This window comes from Vibrio sp. Isolate22 (assembly GCF_022398115.1).
In the GTDB taxonomy this organism is placed as follows: Bacteria; Pseudomonadota; Gammaproteobacteria; order Enterobacterales; family Vibrionaceae; genus Vibrio.
Window position 1 is genome coordinate 221049 of record NZ_JAKEUW010000003.1, and the last position, 19324, is coordinate 240372.

17 protein-coding genes and 2 pseudogenes are annotated in these 19324 nt (G+C 42.7%); 4 read left to right on the forward strand and 15 right to left on the reverse strand.

What is annotated here, in order from left to right:
• Window positions 1-16: 16 nt before the first annotated feature.
• The 14 genes from L1D55_RS03825 to L1D55_RS03890 form a co-directional block, all read right to left on the reverse strand.
• Window positions 17-1021: a tetratricopeptide repeat protein gene (locus L1D55_RS03825; protein WP_239916561.1), complete on the reverse strand. Its 1005-nt coding sequence runs from the start codon at window positions 1019-1021 to the stop codon at window positions 17-19.
• The gene (locus L1D55_RS03830) at window positions 1018-1989 is read right to left on the reverse strand and encodes a type II secretion system F family protein (RefSeq protein WP_239916562.1); all 972 of its coding nucleotides are present in this window, start codon (window positions 1987-1989) and stop codon (window positions 1018-1020) included. The genes L1D55_RS03825 and L1D55_RS03830 overlap by 4 nt, the downstream gene beginning before the upstream one ends.
• 3 nt (window positions 1990-1992) lie before the next feature.
• Window positions 1993-2958 carry a type II secretion system F family protein gene (locus tag L1D55_RS03835; protein ID WP_239916563.1) on the reverse strand — a complete coding sequence of 322 codons (966 nt, stop codon included), beginning with the start codon at window positions 2956-2958 and terminating at the stop codon, window positions 1993-1995.
• A 9-nt stretch (window positions 2959-2967) separates the two neighbouring features.
• Window positions 2968-4419: a CpaF family protein gene (locus L1D55_RS03840; protein WP_239916564.1), complete on the reverse strand. Its 1452-nt coding sequence runs from the start codon at window positions 4417-4419 to the stop codon at window positions 2968-2970.
• A gap of 33 nt (window positions 4420-4452) precedes the next feature.
• A complete protein-coding gene (locus L1D55_RS03845; protein WP_239916565.1) occupies window positions 4453-5667 on the reverse strand; it encodes an AAA family ATPase in 1215 nt (404 codons plus the stop codon).
• A gap of 16 nt (window positions 5668-5683) precedes the next feature.
• Window positions 5684-6181 carry a TadE/TadG family type IV pilus assembly protein gene (locus L1D55_RS03850; RefSeq protein ID WP_239916566.1) on the reverse strand — a complete coding sequence of 166 codons (498 nt, stop codon included), beginning with the start codon at window positions 6179-6181 and terminating at the stop codon, window positions 5684-5686.
• A complete protein-coding gene (locus L1D55_RS03855; protein ID WP_128159556.1) occupies window positions 6178-6606 on the reverse strand; it encodes a TadE/TadG family type IV pilus assembly protein in 429 nt (142 codons plus the stop codon). Before L1D55_RS03855 ends, L1D55_RS03850 begins: the two co-directional genes overlap by 4 nt.
• Before the next feature lie 2 nt (window positions 6607-6608).
• Window positions 6609-7877, reverse strand: coding sequence for a Tad domain-containing protein (locus L1D55_RS03860; RefSeq protein ID WP_239916567.1), 1269 nt, complete (start codon window positions 7875-7877; stop codon window positions 6609-6611).
• A gap of 16 nt (window positions 7878-7893) precedes the next feature.
• Window positions 7894-8166 carry a hypothetical protein gene (locus tag L1D55_RS03865; RefSeq protein WP_239916568.1) on the reverse strand — a complete coding sequence of 91 codons (273 nt, stop codon included), beginning with the start codon at window positions 8164-8166 and terminating at the stop codon, window positions 7894-7896.
• Window positions 8156-9610, reverse strand: a complete 1455-nt coding sequence (locus tag L1D55_RS03870) for a type II and III secretion system protein family protein (RefSeq protein ID WP_239916569.1) — start codon at window positions 9608-9610, stop codon at window positions 8156-8158. The genes L1D55_RS03865 and L1D55_RS03870 overlap by 11 nt, the downstream gene beginning before the upstream one ends.
• A gap of 8 nt (window positions 9611-9618) precedes the next feature.
• Window positions 9619-10368, reverse strand: coding sequence for a Flp pilus assembly protein CpaB (cpaB, locus tag L1D55_RS03875; RefSeq protein WP_239916570.1), 750 nt, complete (start codon window positions 10366-10368; stop codon window positions 9619-9621).
• 3 nt (window positions 10369-10371) lie between these two features.
• Window positions 10372-11709, reverse strand: coding sequence for an AAA family ATPase (locus tag L1D55_RS03880; RefSeq protein ID WP_239916571.1), 1338 nt, complete (start codon window positions 11707-11709; stop codon window positions 10372-10374).
• A 38-nt stretch (window positions 11710-11747) separates the two neighbouring features.
• On the reverse strand, window positions 11748-12278 hold the full coding sequence (locus L1D55_RS03885) for an A24 family peptidase (RefSeq protein ID WP_239916572.1): 531 nt from the start codon (window positions 12276-12278) through the stop codon (window positions 11748-11750).
• A gap of 173 nt (window positions 12279-12451) precedes the next feature.
• Window positions 12452-12625, reverse strand: coding sequence for a hypothetical protein (locus L1D55_RS03890; RefSeq protein ID WP_061032533.1), 174 nt, complete (start codon window positions 12623-12625; stop codon window positions 12452-12454).
• 194 nt (window positions 12626-12819) lie between these two features.
• On the opposite strand from L1D55_RS03890, the pseudogene L1D55_RS03895 reads away from it, so the two are divergent.
• The 4 genes and pseudogenes from L1D55_RS03895 to L1D55_RS03910 all read left to right on the forward strand — a co-directional run bounded on the left by L1D55_RS03895 (window position 12820) and on the right by L1D55_RS03910 (window position 17011).
• Window positions 12820-13562 (forward strand): annotated as a pseudogene (locus tag L1D55_RS03895) (AraC family transcriptional regulator).
• 83 nt (window positions 13563-13645) lie between these two features.
• Window positions 13646-15334, forward strand: coding sequence for an AMP-binding protein (locus tag L1D55_RS03900; RefSeq protein WP_239916573.1), 1689 nt, complete (start codon window positions 13646-13648; stop codon window positions 15332-15334).
• 196 nt (window positions 15335-15530) lie between these two features.
• The gene (locus tag L1D55_RS03905) at window positions 15531-15743 is read left to right on the forward strand and encodes a VF530 family protein (protein ID WP_004740608.1); all 213 of its coding nucleotides are present in this window, start codon (window positions 15531-15533) and stop codon (window positions 15741-15743) included.
• Window positions 15744-15853: 110 nt separating this feature from the next.
• Window positions 15854-17011: pseudogene (locus L1D55_RS03910) on the forward strand (IS3 family transposase).
• A 179-nt stretch (window positions 17012-17190) separates the two neighbouring features.
• Here the strand turns inward: L1D55_RS03910 and fusA are convergent.
• Window positions 17191-19281, reverse strand: coding sequence for an elongation factor G (gene fusA / locus L1D55_RS03915; RefSeq protein ID WP_239916574.1), 2091 nt, complete (start codon window positions 19279-19281; stop codon window positions 17191-17193).
• Between the last annotated feature and the right edge of the window lie 43 nt (window positions 19282-19324).

Below are 19324 nucleotides of genomic sequence, written 5' to 3' on the forward strand. Positions count from 1 at the left end.
GCCAAATTTTAAATGACTATTGCTCCATCTCTCTCACTTCCGCTAATGCCCTGTTCAAGTTTTCGTTCGCAACTCTGTAGTACGATGGTTTCTTGTCTATTGCTTGCTGCAGATAAGGAACCGCCTCATCAGGCTTGCCTTGTAATATTAGGAAATAACCTACATTATTCAACGCTTCAGGTGTATCCATATGTCGCATGAACATATTAGTGGCTTTCTCAACATCACCGGAAGCCAGATAGATTAGGGCGAGATTATTTTGGGCCTTCTCGCTATTTGGCTCTAACTCTAGAGCTGAACGCGTGTACTGGTACGCTTCTTTGTAATTGCCGTACATATAATGGGAGTAACCCATATTCAACAAAGCTTTGAATGAGTTTTTGTCTATCTGCAGTGACTTTTTGAAGTACTCTTGAGCTATCTGATGCTTACCATCAACATCTTCTAACACACCAATCCCCATATATGCCGATGCAGGAGACATACTATCAACCTTCAAGCTAGCCACTTCACTTTGGCTTAATGCTTGGTGGTTTTTAATCGTTTCACTGCTTTTCAAACGGACTTGGTCGGCATTAATCGCTTTAAAGAAATAACTTCGACCTTCATCCGTTCGTCGCTGCTTCGTATACAATACGCCTAACTCCTCCAGTACCTCGGTATGTGCTGGATTGAAATCTAAGGCAGCCAAATACGCTTTCTCGGCAAGCGCCGCGTTGCCACGGGATGAATGGATTTTACCTATGGTAAAGAGCGTTTTGTCGTGAAACTCTTGCTCAGGAAAAGACAGTGAGCGGATGTATTCGTACAAGGCTAGATCGATGTTGTTGTCTCTTAATGCTACGTCACCACGCATGATCGCTTCTTTCTCACTCAAAGGAGGGTCATCATTCGTTAACGTATCTATCGGTTTACCCGAATACAGTTCTGCATCAAATTGATTCTTTGGTTCATCTGATGATGCACAACCAAGTAGTAGTATTGGTAAGAAAAGTAGAAGGAACTTATTGTATAACATCATAAACTTGCTCCCGGCGCACTCAATGCGTCCATTACGATAAGTAGTCCAGGGCCAAGTGCAACAATGAAAAAACAAGGCCAAATAAAAATCAGCATAGGAAATAACATTTTAGTGGGTATTTTCGCTGCCACCTCTTCTGCTGCTTGCTGGCGTTTATCTCGAAAATCTTCCGTATAATCACGCAGCGTTTGCGCTAAACTCCCACCCATTCTGGAGGCATGAGAAAGCAAAGATACCAAGCCTTCAAGCTCAACAAGACCAGTTCGCTCGATGAACTGTCTAAGCGCATCTGGCATGGTTACCCCCGCTTGTATCTTGGCAAAAACCGTATCTAATTCATCTGCAAGCTCTGGTTGAGAGACGTACAGTTCGGACGCAACACGCCCAAGGGCCGCATTAAAGCCCAACCCTGACTCAGTACACACAACAAGAAGATCAAGTGCATCAGGCACTCCGTTTCTAATTTTCTTCTGGCGCTCTTTTTGCAGCTTATTTAGCACAATATTAGGTGTAAACGTTCCAAGAAAAACACACGTCATAATCAATAAATTGTTGTAACTACCACCCAAGGAGATGTAATAAACCATAAAAGCGGCGATCACTCCTACTAAGCTCGACAGCACTTTTAACGCGTAGAAAACAGACAAAGCATTCTTCTCATGAAATCCTGCGTGCATCAGCTTTTCTGAGTAGGTTTCATTGTCTTTTTTTTTCCCTTTACTAAGAAAAGGACTTAATGACTCTAACGTATTAGAGAAGTCATAGGGCTTTTTGCCTCTAACCTGCCCGTCTTCAGATATCTGTCTAAGTTTTTTATCTAAGGGGGAGCGGGCACCTAAAAATAGGAACCCTAGCGTTAGTGTTAACAAAATAGTAGTGAGCAGAATCATCGCATAGATAACCATCTGAGAGCTCACTCCAAAGTCAGCTAACATCTGCTCCCACACTTCAATATTTAATAGGTCCATGGCTTATATCTCTATGCTAATGATCTTTTTGATCCATAAGGCTCCAACAGCCAGCAGCACTATACCCACACTAACCATTGATAGGCCCCTAGGATCTTGGTAAAGAGGCTCAATGTATTCAGGGCTGGCAACTCTCAAAGCAAAGAACAGCCCAAAAGGAGACAGTGTTAATATCCATGCCGATAGTCGACTTTCAGCCGAGAGCGTCTTCACTTTTCTCTCTAACTTAAAGCGAGCTCTGAGTACTTCTGATACTTTTTGTAGGTTCTCAGACAAATTGCCCCCAGTCTCTTTTTGCAGCATCACAGCACTAGAGAAGGCCAGCATTGAAACCGTTGGTACGCGTTCAGCCATTTGCAAAATAGCCAAACGCAGGTCATAACCATAATTTAGTAGGTTATACGTGTTCTTAAATTCAGTGCCTATCGGATCTGGTAGTTCTTCACCAACTTCATTAAAGGACTGCACAAGCGGCTGCCCGGCTTGTAATGCTCGGCGGATGATGTCTAAAGCCTCAGGGAGCTGCTCTTCAAACCGAGCCATTCGATAAGTCACTCGATTCTGCACATATAGGTAGGCGACAACCCAAACAAATATGAAAGCTGCAACACAGATAAACCACACTTGATTTGTCATGATAGCTATCAAAGTCAGCGCAAGTCCGCAAAGAGTAACAATCGACAAGAAGCGACTTAGTGCGACTCTGATGCCAGCCAACTCCAACATTTTTTTCAAGCTAGCAAAATAAGGGACCACAATAAGCTTGCGATCGATTGGGGATAAGTCTTTGTTATAGTGTTCTTTTAACAAAGACAAACTCTCTTCATCAATATTACGCTGCGTCTCTTTTAAGCGGCGAGATAACTCTTTATGCTTCGCTTTTTTCCCCGCAGCAGGTAGCAATAGTGCTTGGGAAATAAACAGTACCGCGATGAACAATAGTGCTAATGAAACACTTACGTTATCCATAATCTCTCCTTAACTGTGAGTTTCAGTAAAGAGTTCGAAAGGCAGGTCAAGACCACGCTTAACTAGCTGGTCATGATATTGAGGTACCACACCCGTTGCGGTGTAGTAACCGAGGATATTGCCCTCTTCATCAATACCTTTACGTTGGAATCGGAAGATTTCCGACATCGTAATTACCTCACCTTCCATGCCATTGATCTCTTGGATACTGACCATACGGCGCTTACCATCTTCTTGACGTTCCATTTGAACTACCAAGTGAATAGCTGAAGCAATTTGAGCTCTTAAGTTTTTAGTCGAAATATTCCACCCAGCCATTGAGAACATATTCTCAACTCGGCTTAAGGCATCACGAGGGGTGTTCGCATGTATTGTCGCGAGTGAGCCATCATGACCCGTATTCATTGCGGCCAACATATCGACCGCTTCGCTACCACGAACCTCCCCTACTACAATGCGGTCTGGTCGCATACGCAGGGTATTTTTTACGAGTTCACGCTGGCTGATCTCTCCTTTACCTTCTAAGTTCGCAGGACGCGTTTCTAGACGAATTACATGTGGTTGTTGAAGTTGAAGTTCGGCTGAATCTTCGATGGTGATGATTCGTTGATCTCGTGGGATAAAGCCAGAGAAGATATTTAACGTGGTCGTTTTTCCCGAACCAGTACCACCAGAAATCAATATGTTGAGTTCGCCTTTAACAGCAGCTTCAACAAATTTAGCCATTTGAGGCGAAACTGAATTGTAGTCAATTAGGTTATCCATCGTTAAACGATCAACTGCAAAACGGCGGATAGAAACGGAAGGACCATCAAGTGCAAGAGGAGGGATAATAGCGTTCACACGAGAACCATCGACTAAACGGGTATCAACCATAGGCGATGCTTCATCGATTCGGCGCCCAACCTGGCTTACGATGCGGTCGATGATATTTCTTAAGTGGCGATCATCAAGAAAAGTATATGGCGTCTTTTCAAGTTTACCTCTTCGCTCGACATAAACGCTTTTAGGGCCGTTGACCAATATATCTGAAACGGTTTGATCAGCGAGTAAAGGCTCCAACGGCCCAAGGCCAAAAACCTCATCCTCTATCTGCTTTATAACCCGTTTTCGCCCTTCAGCACTCAGAGCATGACTCCCATCCTCCGCCATTAGTTGTAAAATGGCTTCATGTAAATCAAGCTTAGCGCGCTCTTTCTCCAAGCTTGAAAGTAACCCTAAATCTAGGGTTTCAAGCAGCTGCTTATGAAAGAAATGTTTGATTGATAACTCTTGTTCCAGCATTTTTCGAGCTTCATCAATCGCCTTTTCTTTTTCTACATTAGCTTCCAAATTTCGAGAATGACTAGAGGTATCAACACTTGATAAACGCTCAACAGGGTTGGCATCTTCTGAGTCATGCGAAATTTGTTCTACTCTTTTTTCAAACTCTGGGTTTATATTTTTTCGTTTAAAGAACATCACAATCCCTCGTGTTCACTATTCATCTACTCGTTATGAAAACCACTTTTTCAACCAGCCTTTTTCTTCTTGCTCTGGTGGTGAAAGAACATGAGACAAATCGATGATAGAGCGAGTAATTGAGCTTTTCTTTCTCGACTGAACTAACGGTTGCCCCAAATTGGCACTCTCTAGTGCTACTTTAAAATCATTAGGCATTAGGTGGATGTCGTGATTGCCCACCGCCTGCTCAATGTCTTTTAACTTTATAGAATGTCGCTTTTCGTAACGATTAAGGATTACCTCTATTGCGTCGCTTTGTAAGCCGTACTCAAACTTCAGAGACCTAATTAATCTGCTTGTGTTTTTTACTGACACTAAGCTCTGCTGTAAAACCAGAAGCACTTTAGTTGCTGGTGATATAGCAGACGCAAATACATGATCTAACCCTCTCGAGAGGTCGATCACCACATAAGGATAAAAACGGCGCAATATAGGAAGTAGTCTGCCTATTTTCTGTGCCTGTTCGAAATCATCAGCATTGTTTTCATGCTTGAAACTTAGAACATGAAGACCAGATTCATGCTTATTGACCAAAGTGCCTAAAGATATTTCGTCCAGATCGTTGGCACTATTAATTGCATCAGAAACACTGTAGGTAGGAACAATGTTTAAGTAATCAGGAATAACCCCAAATTGAAGGTCAATATCGAGCAAAAGCACTTCATTAGGGTGTTGACTGGCCATTTCAATGGCAGTGTTCAAGGCCAGAGTCGTCGCTCCCATTCCCCCTTTCGTATTCAAAAACAAAATAAACTCACCATAATTCGAGTTTTCAAGTTTTTCTGCCGCGGTCTTTTTCAACAGAGGGAGTAAATCAGGGAGCATGACATTGTGCGACAAGAAATCAGATGCCCCTAAGCGAAGTGCTATCTTTAACGCCCCATTATCACTTTCATCTCCCAGCACCACTAAAGATAGATTCTCGTCCTCAAGTGACAGATCATACCCTTGTAGTTCAACCATTTTTTGAGCCCAGTTCCCATTGGCCTCGACAAAAATAAGCTCAGGAACATCAGCACTTTTTAGATATTCCTCACTCATTGCCGCGAGTGAAAAAGCCGTCACATGCACATTCCGGCACTTCTTCAATTCGTGACTCATGTGCGAATGAAAAGCCTCAGTGCTGTATATTAACCAAACCTTTAAGTTTGTTCTCAAACGCATAATGTCACCCTCATTAGGCGTTATTTGAATTGCTTCCCCCATACATCAAACTCCTGTACTAGATGACTTCGGGACATCGATTCTTAATGTCAGAATCTGCCCTAACAACCCCTAAACTTTCAGCAGGTAAAATTGTTTCGAATGCAGGGGCAGCAAGAAAACCATTGTTACCTAAGAAACTTAGGTTGCTAATAAACTGAATGCCGTAGCCGGTCGCTCTGGCACGTACAAACTTAATATCATCGAAGTTATCTTCGAAATCTGATGCTATCTCCCCTCCACTAGCATCAAGATAAGCCACTTCTAAATTAGCACCAGAAAACCCAACAAGTGGGATCTCATCCACCACCAATGCACCGATATTATCTCTATCTAAGACGTAACATACCGTCGCTAACCTCGCCGCTTTCCTTGTCGCTTCACTGACCATTTGTAGTGAAAATATATAAGCACCAAATGCCAATATCAGAAAAATCAAAAGAAAGATTAGCCATGACACTAAGGTAAACTCGATAATCGCTAGCCCTTTAATCCGTCCTTTTAGCCTTTTCATCACAGCACCCTCATAACCGAAGTAACACTTAATGGAATGGCAAAACTCTCTGTCGTAAAAGGGATAGATAAAAAATGCGGTACATAATCATAGGTAACACTCACCCGTACATAGCTATCACCAGACGGTTGAGAAACAGTGACATCTGCAGTAGTTAATGACGATAGTACTGCCGTGCCTACACTGTTTTTGCCATAGACCACCACATTCTGAATTTCCGACGTTGGGGCTATCGTGCCACCAACAGTCCCATAAACCTCACTAACCGCATAACGCGCTCCGTTTTGCACGGACTTAGAGATAACATTGTAATGAATCAGTATATTTCCGAACTCAAGCACCAAGACCATAAAGAACAGCAATACGGGTGTGGCAAGTACCACCTCTACAGCTGCAAAGCCACTTTGTAATTTACTTAACCGTTTCATAATCAAGACTCCCCACTATCAGGGTCCTTATACAAAACAATCCTATAAGTCCCTTCTGTTGTAGAGGTCGAACTACCAGCCCCACCTGTCACACTGCAGGAGTGAATGAATTCACCAAATACGGCAGGTGTTCCTGAATTATTTGTCGGCGCTTTTTGTAACAAAAAGAAGCAACCAACTTTGTTCACTGTAAAGTCAGTGGCACCACCACTTTTACCTGAACAATCCACCATAGGTATGGCTAAAATCCGACGCCATGCGACACCATTAGACGCACAACCGCTACCACCACTAGCAATACATGCATTGGTGTCAGCCTCATATTGTGCATAACTGTAAGTGCCATCAAAATCGATTTCACCAGTACTCGCATCAATTGTTATTTCGTCTGTAGGCTCCGTTGTTACATAATCTGAAGGGTAATCAGAGGCTGATAAACCGCCGCCATAATCACCAAAACGAGTATTTAGACCATCACCAGTCGGACCTACCGTGCCACCCGGCTTCGTTGTAATGTCTTCACCAATTTTAACCGGCTGATCATAACTGCCGCCTAAACCTTCTTTTACCGTTTTACCACCGGACCCAAAATCAAGAAGGTGGTAATTACCGTTCCCCATTTCAGATAAGCTACTGTCGCCTACCTTTAACGCATGAACAGTGCCAACTTCATAACCAAAAACACTGGTTATTTCCTCACCAGTAACATCATGGTATCCATCTTCTGGTGAGACATCATTATCCGACGTGCCATCACCAATACACACACCAATTGGCACAACATTATTAACAACGACCTGACCAGAACTAGGGCCAGCAACCGCACTCGCCGAAACGGTTTTTTCTAATCCAAACATTTGAATGAAAAACTCATCCATATCCAAGGAATCGACACGAACACGCACATAAACATCATCATCTGCACCGAACGTTGCTGTTCCTGTAAAATCCTTAGGATCATTTGAATAATCAATGTTTACAGAAGCCGTACTAAAATCAAATTCATGATTACCTGTGGCGGCTGCCATAGCATTTAATGCTGTGCCAACCTCTGCATCTACGGCATCTTTATCCTTACTATTGTCTAAAATAGTTGCGGCAGCTAGCGCAGCAGAATCGACTGCATTTTGTAACCGCGTTTTATTCACAACCATATGGTTGATATCGACAGCTAACGCTGAGACAGCTAAAAAAACCAACAAAGCGGCTGTAATCATGCCTACGACTAAGCCTTGTTGCTTTTTGGGGCTTTGTGATACTCGATACAACATGTGAGTACCTCCAGATTTAGTTAAACTCTTCTAGGATCTGGCTACTACTGCTTCCGGACAGATCATTTTCACCTCTGCCCACATATCGGTCGTAACCAGCCTGCATCCGCTCCCCTGTACCGTCCGGTACTTCGAGTAGATTCTCTTGGGTCGCATTAGGGTTATATGTTTGTTCTGTTTTCACTAGTGCTACTGAATGCCCCAAACGGGCATCATTAGCACAGCCAACTAGCACCATCACGAGAAAGACCATCATTATTCTAATCATATCTATCTCCTTACAAATCATGACCAAATGAGCCTTCACTACCGCCGTCGGTTGGCGATACGGCCTGTGCTGATTGAGATTGCTCTGAATTGGATTCAGACGGTTCAGCAATGTAAGCGCTTCGGCCTAACAAATAATATTCCAAGTCATTAGGGTCGACGAAAGCATCTGTTGGTAATGTCACTTTCGTGCGGTCGATTGGCTTGGCAAGCCTTGGAGTCACAAGAATAACCAGTTCGGTTTCGCCAGATACATACTCTTGGCTGTTGAAAAGCTGCCCTAAAATCGGCACATCACCAAAGCCTGGCATCTTGTTGCTGATATCTCTCACATTCTCACTCAGTAAACCTGCAATACCGATAGTCTGGCCATCTGCTAACTCAAGTGTTGAAGATGCACTACGACGCGTAACAGGTGGAATGAAGTAAGTCGCGTTGGTAGTACCAGGATCAATCGTTAGCGAGCTACTATTCGCAATTTCACTCACATCAACAGCCAAGTTCAGGTTGATTTTTTTATCACTAAGAACCGTTGGGATGAATTTCAGCCCTACACCATATTCTTTGTATTCAATGGTGATGCCGTCTTCATCAGGCACAGGGATTGGGAACTCTCCGCCCGCTAAAAATTCAGCTTTTGAACCACTTAACGCGGTTAGATTCGGCTCAGCCAAAACTTTGGCTACACCATTCTGCTTTGCAACATCCAGAGCAAAGGTAAACAATGTATTGCTATCGATAAAAGAACCTAAAATCCCATAATCTGTTGAGGTGGGAATATCAAAGATCGGTGTAGCACCTAACACACCTGCAGGCACAGAAGATGCACCCCATGAAAAATCAGAACCACTTGTTTGTAAGAAATGGAAATTCGCATCAAATTTACGCACTAAGCTTCTCTGCACCTCTGCAACCGTGACCTCTAACATCACTTGCTGAGCACCGCCGATCGACATCAAGTTGATAACCCCTGTCGCCGCAGCTTGTTCACTACCACTCTCTTTTGACTCATCTGCGGTTTGCCCAGATGAATAGGTTTCTGCAATTCTCATCGCGACATTCATCTGCTGCTGGTTGCTCACCTGACCACTTAACAACAAACGATTTTGCGCACTATGTACTTCGATAGTTTCATCAGGAAGGAACTCATATAACTTCGCCTTTAAACTATTAAGATCATGAGTAACCTCAATATTGATAGACTCAATCAACTGCCCTCGAGCATCCCAAGCCATTAGGTTGGTCGCACCTAATTTATTGCCTATCAGGAATAGCTCGTTAGATTTAAGCATCACAATATCAAGAACGTCAGGATCACCGAGTGACACTTTACTTGCCTTGCCCGATAAAACGACATGCGTTGATTTATGATGAGGTACCGTAACTGTTTTTCCGGTTTGAAGAGCAGCAAAGCTCAATGTAGAAAAACAAATTAGGCTCAGAATAAACGTTATTATTGTTTTCATATCTCACCTCAATCCTTGACGCGAACACTAGATGCTTGAGTACCTTTGATAATGGTTACACTTGGTCTAGGTACGTATCGGCGAACCACTTTTTTCTCTACTTCGTGAGGGTTTCTCAAAGTCAGTTGAATACTCCCCTTACTCTTTGCCGTCAGTAATTTTTCAGCATCTTGAGGAGAAACCTCTAACGTCACAGCTCTCACGATAATAGGACTGTTTTCTTTAGTTCTGGCGGTTTGGTCTACAGCTAACACCTTAATATCTTTTAATACTGTTCGAGTTGACGCTGAATTTTGGCTATAGGAAACGGTGTTTAGAATATCGACCTTGTTCCCTGGTAAGAGGAAACCCGCGACACCAATCACGTCATCAACTCGGATCGTTACCGCTCGCTTATTCTCAGGGATCAATGCCGCTAGCGTGGAACCCTCACCTGGAACAGTGAAGCGCATTTTGTGGAGAACCTCTCCGGCATAAATGGTATTCGCAACGACTTTGCCAATGAGCTCTGAAGTATCGGAGTAGTTATTCTCGTTAATCCAATCGACTTCCATCAACTTCGTGGTTAGAAATTGCTCTTCAATAATCGTTCCAGCTTCAATTTCTTGTGAGGCCACAACTACAGGATGACGCTCCACAGTTTCAACCTCGACAGTTGGCTGTACTTGATCTTCCATCCATTGTTTAGCAAAAAAAACAGCCGCTAAACCAAATACTACGGACAGTAAAAATAGTAGGAAAACTTGACTCTTATTCATGTGTTATTCCTCATATCCATCAGAGGTAAAATAAACTTCCCAAGCCATGGAAAGAATATCGAATGTGATAACAGGCGGGAGTTGCTCAAATGAAAGAATATCTTTACTTATACCTACGAGATCTTTCGGCAAGCAGGGGAAAAGTGGCACTTTGTATAAAGTGTGCATTTGGGATAAACGTTCAAAGAAACCGTCTTGAAGCTCTACCTCTTTCTCTGCGGCAACGTTCATCCATAACGCTTCGTAGTCACGCTGCATAAGAGGTTTAAATTCAATTTTGTAACCTAAACGGCGCAAAAATGCGGGGTCACTTATTGTTTTGGGGTTTAAGTTGGTAGAGAAGGCAAGAGTTAACACAAACGGCATCGTAATTTGCTGACCGTTAGGCAGCGATAGATAATCAAAAGCGTACTCCATCGGCACTATCCACCGATTCAGTAATGTATCTACGGGCATAGGTTGACGGCCAAGATCGTCTATAACAAAAATTCCATTGTTTGCCATCATCTGTACCGGGGCTAACCAGACTCGACTGTTTTCTGAGTGATTCACCTCAAGCATGTCCATGGTGAGTTCACCACCGACCTGGATATTCGGTCTCTCACAGTTAAGCCAGCGCTTGTCGTATTGATCTTTTAGCGAGATAGCTTTGGTACTGCCGTTTCTATCCAAAGGTTTATGGTGTTGTGCAGAAAAAACCTTGATGATATTGCCAAGCGCATAGACGGCATAAGGAATAAACACCGAAGTATGCAAAGCGTTGACAATACGGCTAGCCACAAAAGTTTTACCAGTACCAGCATGCCCATATAACAAAAGGGCTCGCCCTGAGTTTATTGCAGGACCTAGGACGGAAATCATTTTATCGATGCCATAGACATCACTTAGCGCCGCCTCGACATGTGGACGAGTCACGAGCTCAGCCCTAAGGTCTTGCAGCTTGACCACCTCACTATATTGCTCAAGAGAAACTGGGGCTGGACCTAAATAAGCATCACGCTTGAAAGCCAAGTCGGCTTCTTCTAGTCCTTTCTCTGAGAGAGAGTAACGAACATGACTATGTGATGCAGATGAGAGGGAAAGGTCTGAGGTAGGTTGAAAAACCTCAATTAGAGATTTTTTTCTCAATACAGCCAAAGCGCTTTCCACAATATGAGTCACAACACATATGTAGTTGGAAAGTTCTAAGACATCTGATTTAGGGTACGCAGATAAATGCTTAAGTACGAGATTTTCAATCACGACTTCAGGGATTCCCAACATATCAAGTGATGTTGGGACAACAGGAGCTGATATTTGCGGTGTTAACGTTGTTGAAGCCGTATGCCCTATAATATCCATTATATTATTCCTCTCCACAAAGCTTACCAACAACAGCTTTAATTAAAATAGCTATACATCGCTAATCCTATGACAACAGAGGGGGCAAAAGGCATTGTCACTTTATTAAAATATCGACTATGAAAACTAGTTCCCTTATCTTTTGTTGGTGGTACACCACTTAACAAAATAAGTTTATTTTGGAAGTAACCTTTGATACTGATACTACTCGAATTAGCGTAGTTATACAGTAAATAGAAGGTCCCGATCATCCCAGAAGCAAGCAAGATAAAGTACGATGCATCAAGTATTTGTCCCCACCCAAGATACATTCCCACAACGCCCAATAACTTTACATCACCTGCAGACATTGCTCTCATAAAATACAAAAGCAAGCCAAACCCAAAAAATATTACAAAACCAGCTAGTGACGTTAAAAATAAGCCCAAAGTATAATTACTATCAAACATTGATAATAAATAAACAAAAAAGAAAAGAATTAATATTTTATTAGGTATACGATGCTTTTCAACATCGTATACCGAAACTGCAATTAGTAACGCCCAAAAAGCAGAAGGCTCATTAATCATATTTTCTATTTATACACTCGAAATAATACTCTGGAACTTACTAAGTAAGGCTGCTGCCATCCCAGAGAAAACTAACCCAACAGCAAGGACAAGCGAGGCAGCACCAATCACATATTCGACCGTAGTTAACCCCGATTGCCGTCTCAGTTTATTATTGTTCATAGCTTCAACCACTAACCTACATTGGCAACAATAGCGTTTAATTTATTTGCCAGAGTATTACCAAGGCCAGAAAATACCGTTGTTAAGCCTAAAACCAATAATGCTGCACCGATTACATATTCGATTACAGTCAAACCTTCTTCATCTTTCATGAATTCTTTGCAATTATTCAAAAACTTACCCATGACAACCTCTCCTTGATTTGCATAACAGGCTTTGTTTACCTGTAAACTAAATCTAGAGGTGAGTCACACATTTGGTTAGGATTTTTTTGCCATTTACTTGCACTTTTTTGTTGTACTTCTAATCTCTGTAATAAATACCTTATTTCTAAATTTATCGCATCTGCTGACCTATATATGATACAGGTTTAATAAAAATGGAATTAATAACACCATTACTATCAGATATAGATAGCGAATTTAATTCAATTATTATTAAAAAATTAGTCGCTACTTTCCTGTAGAAAATTTTAAACAAGATATATCTATTATCAGTAACTTAGATGTAAGGTTGGTGTTCTTTATTCTAAATAGAACAGGTAAACTTCAATTACTTACCATGGCACTATCTATTTGTGAAAACCTCAATAATAGAATAATTATAATTTGCTCGGTTCCTATACCTAATATCGTTCGAAATCATAAGAATGTATTTTTCATTATCGAAACAAGCAGTAACCACCTGACCGGCTCTTTCGAAGAATTAAAAACAAAAACAGAGCATATTTTCGAACCACACTTTGATATTGATAGGGATGCAAATAATAACAATCAGTTGCCAGCTAAGCTCTTTGCCTCTGAGGTCGTCAGTTTTGTCATGGATAACATCAACAAAGAGATAAGAGAAACCGAGATTGCAGAGAAATGTCACTGTTCAACCACCTACTTTTCTAAGAAGTTTCATCTACACTTTGGAGTGAGCTTTCGGGATTTCGTGTGTGATAAACGAATCTTGTTAGCCAAGAAACTCATCGAAGCAGATACCGAATCAAAAATAGCCGTCATCGCTTACCAATGTGGATACAAGGATGTGTCATATTTCTCAAGAATCTTCAAGAAAAGAACTGGCGTAACGCCTGCAAGTTACAGACGAGCCTGCACGGATAACAGAAAACGCTAATTTTACTCCCTAAAAGAAAAAATCATGGTACATTTAACATGATTTTAACAAAAATAACTTAGCGAAAAACATGGAGTTAGACAATGATTCAGCCTAACGAGTTTAGCCAAGAACAAGCAACAGCTCTCCCTACACCCAATGATATGATTCTTAAATGGGCAGAAGAACGCCCAAATGAGGTCTATTTAAAGCAAATTATTAACCGCCAGTTTGTCGAGTTCACATACAAAGAAGTGGCTGATAAAGCACTAAAACTGGCGTCAGCGCTGGAAGCACTTGGTGCAGAACCCGGCGACCGAGTCGCGCTTATTTCTAAAAACTGTGCAGAATGGTTTATCTGTGACCTTGCCATGATGTTAGGAGATTTTGTCAGCGTCCCAATCTTTCCTACCGCAGGTGCGGATACCATCCAATACTGTATTGAACACAGTGAAAGTAAGATCGTCATTGCAGGTAAGCTTGATGATCCGAAGGCGACACAACAAGTACTTGATGACAACCCAAGCTTAGCTAGCATCTCGCTACCCTATGATACAGCGCCAAAGTGTAAACACACATTTGGGCAACTCATCAATACACATGAACCAACCACTAAACGCCCTCAGCATCACGATGACAAGCTTATGTCTCTTGTTTACACATCGGGTACTTCTGGCTTACCAAAGGGCGCAATGCTTACGTACGGTGCCTTTACGTGGTCAGTTCAAAGGCTGATCGATCATATCGGTATCCAAAAAGATGACCGTCTGTTTTCTTACTTACCACTTGCCCATATCACAGAGCGTGTCTACATCTTTGGTTCATCAGTAATGGGTGGTGTTGTTACCGCATTCCCAGAATCTCTAGACACCTTCATTGATGATGTGAAGATGCAGCGTCCTACTCTGTTTATTTCTGTCCCTCGTTTATGGACCCTGTTCCAACAGCGCATCCAAGATAAACTTCCACAGAAAAAACTGAATATTCTGCTGAAAATCCCATTCATTAATAACATCATCAAGAAGAAACTTGCTGATGGTTTAGGGCTGGATCAAGCTCGCGTTCTGGGCTGTGGTTCCGCACCAGTATCACCAGCGCTACTTGCATGGTACGAAAGCGTTGGTTTACACATTACCGAAGCGTGGGGGATGACAGAGTCTTTCGCTTACAGCACATTAAACTATCCATTTAGAGCGGATAAAATTGGTACGGTTGGTAACGCAGGCCCAGGCATTGAACTTAAGATTGCCGAAGACGAAGAGATTTTAGTTCGTGGTAAAGGCCTGTTCTCTGGCTACTACAAAAATGACATTGCGACGCAAGAGTCGTTTAATTCTGAAGGCTGGCTACACACCGGTGATATTGGTGATATTGATAGCGAAGGCTACCTCACCATTCGTGGGCGTAAGAAAGATACCTTCAAAACAGCGAAAGGTAAGTTTGTCGCGCCAGTGCCAATCGAGAATAAACTCTTTGAATACAGCCGCGTAGAGATGATGTGTCTGATTGGCCTTGGCTTGCCTGGTCCTATTCTGCTTGTTGTCCCACATGATTTCCCTAACTTCGATCGCGCTCGCTACGAGAGAACGACTAAGCGAGTGATCAAAAAAATGAATGAGAAGCTCGCGTCTCATGAGAAGATCAAGGGCGTACTTATGATCAAAGAACCATGGAGTATTGAGAATGGCGTGTTAACACCGACGCTCAAGATCAAACGCCATGTGTTAGAGCAGAAGTACCACGAAGTGGGCCACAATTGGCCAAAAGACAAACTCGTAGTCTGGGAAGAGTAAAAGAACGAAAAGGAGCCACAATGGCTCCTTTTTTGACGATAAAGATCGCACTTCGAGGCTAAAAGTAGGCGGCTTTGATGAGCGTTACGGGGATTGAACGGCTTTCGTTGATCGATATGGAAGCAAGCTTAAATGGTCTGATAATTGATGAGATGAAACTGATATACTGAGAGCAAATAAATGACGAGTGAATCTCATGACACAAGCAAATAACCCACTGCACGGCATTACACTGCAAAAGCTGCTAACAGAATTGGTAGAACATTACGGTTGGGAAGAGTTGAGCTACATGGTAAATATCAACTGCTTCAAAAAAGACCCAAGCATCAAATCGAGCTTAAAGTTTCTGCGTAAAACAGAATGGGCTCGTACTAAGGTAGAGCAAATCTACATTGATTTGAAACGTTAATCCCTGTCTGCTCAATCAGTCCCGTGTTGGCAATAATACGGGGCTATCTCGCATCTCGTATCTGGTGTGACCCCATAAAAGTAGACACTTAATACAGAGTATTAAGTGTCATGAAAGTAAAATCACAAAGACAATATACAGACGAATTTAAACGAGAAGCTGTTCAGCGATCCCTCGACTCTTCTGATACCGTTAAGTCAGTAGCACTATCCTTAGGGATATCGCCGGTGCTACTTTCTAAATGGAGATGCCAAATGACGTCCAAGAAGACAAATTCCCTCCCAATACCTAACCAAGGCCCCGAAAAATCCGTTGCACAATTGGAGAAGGAGATCCGCCAACTGAAAAAGAAACTTGAGATGGCGGAGCTGGAGATTGATTTCTTAAAGGAAGCGAAAGCTTTCTTCGACAGCCAAAAAGAATAAGATTCGAATATATCCTTAAGAAGGCCAGTGTGAAGCTCCCCGTTATTTGCTTATGTCGGTGGTTAGACGTATCGACTGCTGGTTATTACAAGTGGCTTACGAGGAAACCCTCGAAGCGAGAGGAAGAAAATGAGTGCTTAAGTAGTTACTTAAGGAGAGAGAGCCAAGCTCAGCATGGTATTCCAGGTTACCGAAAACTTTGGGAAGCAGCGGTCGCCAACGGTTTTATTTGTAATAAAAAGCGAGTACAGAGGCTATTATCGCTCTTGCGCTAGCAAGAAGCGATATGGACGAACGCTTAGGCAAAATACACTCATACCTGCTTATAATATTCTTGCCCGCCAATTTAGGGTAGATAAACCGAATAGAGTTTGGGTATCAGATATAACTCAAGTGCGCTGTACGGATGGCTGGCAATACCTGTGCGTCGTTTTGGATTTGTTTTCACGTAAAGTGATTGGCTGGTCGACAAGTCGAATAAACAACGCAAAGTTGGTACTAAAAAGTCTGAATAAGGCTTGGGAACAAAGGCAGCCCTTAGGTCATGGACTCTTGTTTCACTCCGATCAAGGCATTCAATATCGAGCGTTGGAAACGATCCGCTGGCATCGTAAACGCAAGATTAAAATCAGTATGTCGAGGAAAGGAAACTGTTGGGACAATGCTTGTTCTGAAAGCTTCTTCGCGCAATACAAGAAAGAATGGATGAACAACTTAGGAGAGATCTCGCGTCAAGAAATGACGATGCAGAGTCGAATCTACATTGATACCTATTATAATCCAGTAAGAAGACATGGGACTCTCGGTAAAGTGAGCCCCATGGATTTTGAACTAATCAACTAAACCCCTGTGTCTACTTTTTAGGGGCCACATCATATCTCGTATCTCGTATCTCGTATCTCGTATCTCGTATCTCGTATCTCGTATCTCGTATCTCGTATCTCGTATTATGATTCCCATAAAACAAAAGCCCCGCAAGCTTTCACTTGCGGGGCTTTCTAGTTAATTTAGAAAAGAGCTAATTACTTACCAGCTTCTTTGTCTGCTTTAACTTTAGCGATTACTTCGTCTGCCACGTTTGTTGGACATGGAGAGTACTGTAGGAATTCCATAGAGAATTGACCACGGCCTGAAGTAATAGTACGTAGGTGACCGATGTAACCAAACATTTCTGATAGTGGTACGTCAGCTTTGATACGTACGCCAGTAGCGCCAGCTTGTTGATCTTTGATCATGCCACGACGACGGTTAAGGTCACCGATTACATCACCAACGTGATCTTCTGGAGTGAATACGTCAACGTTCATGATTGGCTCAAGAAGTTGTGCACCCGCTTTAGGCATAGATTGACGGAATGCGCCTTTCGCTGCGATTTCAAATGCGATTGCAGATGAGTCAACTGCGTGGAAGCCACCGTCGAATAGTTCTACTTCAACATCTAGAGTTGGGAAGCCAGCAAGAACACCGTTTTCCATCATAGATGCGAAACCTTTCTCAACTGCAGGCCAGAATTCCTTAGGAACGTTACCACCAACAACAGTTGAAGAGAAAGTGAAGCCAGAGCCAGCTTCGCCTGGTTTGATACGGTAATCGATCTTACCGAATTGACCAGAACCACCAGATTGTTTCTTGTGAGTGTAGCTATCTTCAACAGCTTTCGTGATTGTTTCACGGTAAGCTACTTGAGGAGCACCTACTACAAGGTCAACGCCGTATGTACGCTTAAGGATATCTACCTTGATGTCTAGGTGAAGTTCACCCATACCTTTCAGGATAGTTTCGCCAGTTTCTTCGTCAGTCTCAACTTGGAAAGATGGATCTTCTGCAACCATTTTACCGATCGCGATACCCATTTTCTCAGAACCGCCTTTATCTTTTGGAGATACAGCGATAGAGATTACTGGAGTTGGGAAGATCATTGGCTCTAGAGTACATTCGTGCTTCTGATCACATAGAGTGTGACCAGTTTGAACGTTCTTCATACCAACAACAGCGATGATGTCACCAGCTTGCGCTTCAGTAAGCTCGTTACGCTCATCAGCTTGCATCTCAACCATACGGCCGATACGCTCAGTTTTACCAGTTGCAGCGTTAAGGATTGTGTCACCCTTCTTCATGCGACCAGAGTAGATACGGATGAACGTTAGTGCACCGAAACGGTCGTCCATGATCTTAAACGCAAGAGCACGTAGTGGCTCATCAGCAGATACTGTAGCAACTTCACCAGTTGGCTCACCAGTTTCTTTGTCTGTTAGAGGCTGAGGATCAACTTCCGTTGGAGCTGGTAGGTAATCTACTACAGCGTCAAGGATAAGTTGCATACCTTTGTTCTTGAATGCAGAACCACAGAACGTTGGGAAGAATGCGATATCACGAGTACCTTTACGGATACAACGCTTGATGTCTTCGATAGAAGGCTCTTCACCTTCCATGTAAGCTTCCATTAGGTCATCGTCTTGCTCTACAGCAGTTTCGATTAGCTCTTCACGGTATTGCTCAACGTCATCAACCATGTCCGCAGGAACATCTTTGATTTCGTAGTTTTCAGGAAGACCAGTGTCATCCCAAACGTATGCTTTACGGCTTAGTAGGTCTACAACACCAACGAATTCATCTTCGCGGCCGATTGGTAGAACCATTACTAGCGGAGTAGCGCCTAGAACGTTCTTAACTTGGTCAACAACGCGGTAGAAGTCAGCACCCATCCGGTCTAGTTTGTTAACGAAGATCAGACGAGATACTTCTGATTCGTTAGCGTAGCGCCAGTTAGTTTCTGATTGAGGTTCAACACCACCAGAACCACAGAATACACCGATACCGCCATCAAGTACTTTAAGAGAACGGTATACTTCAACTGTGAAGTCAACGTGTCCAGGAGTATCGATAACGTTTAGACGGTGATCATTCCAGAAACAGCTTACAGCTGCTGATTGGATAGTAATACCGCGCTCAGCTTCCTGTTCCATGAAGTCAGTCGTTGATTCGCCGTCATGTACTTCACCAGTCTTGTGGATTTGACCAGTTAGCTTAAGGATACGCTCAGTGGTAGTTGTTTTACCCGCATCAACGTGCGCGAAAATACCAATGTTTCTGTATTTCGATAAATCTGCCATTGTCTTACTCTGTTAATAGGATATAAAATGCGCGCAGAGTATA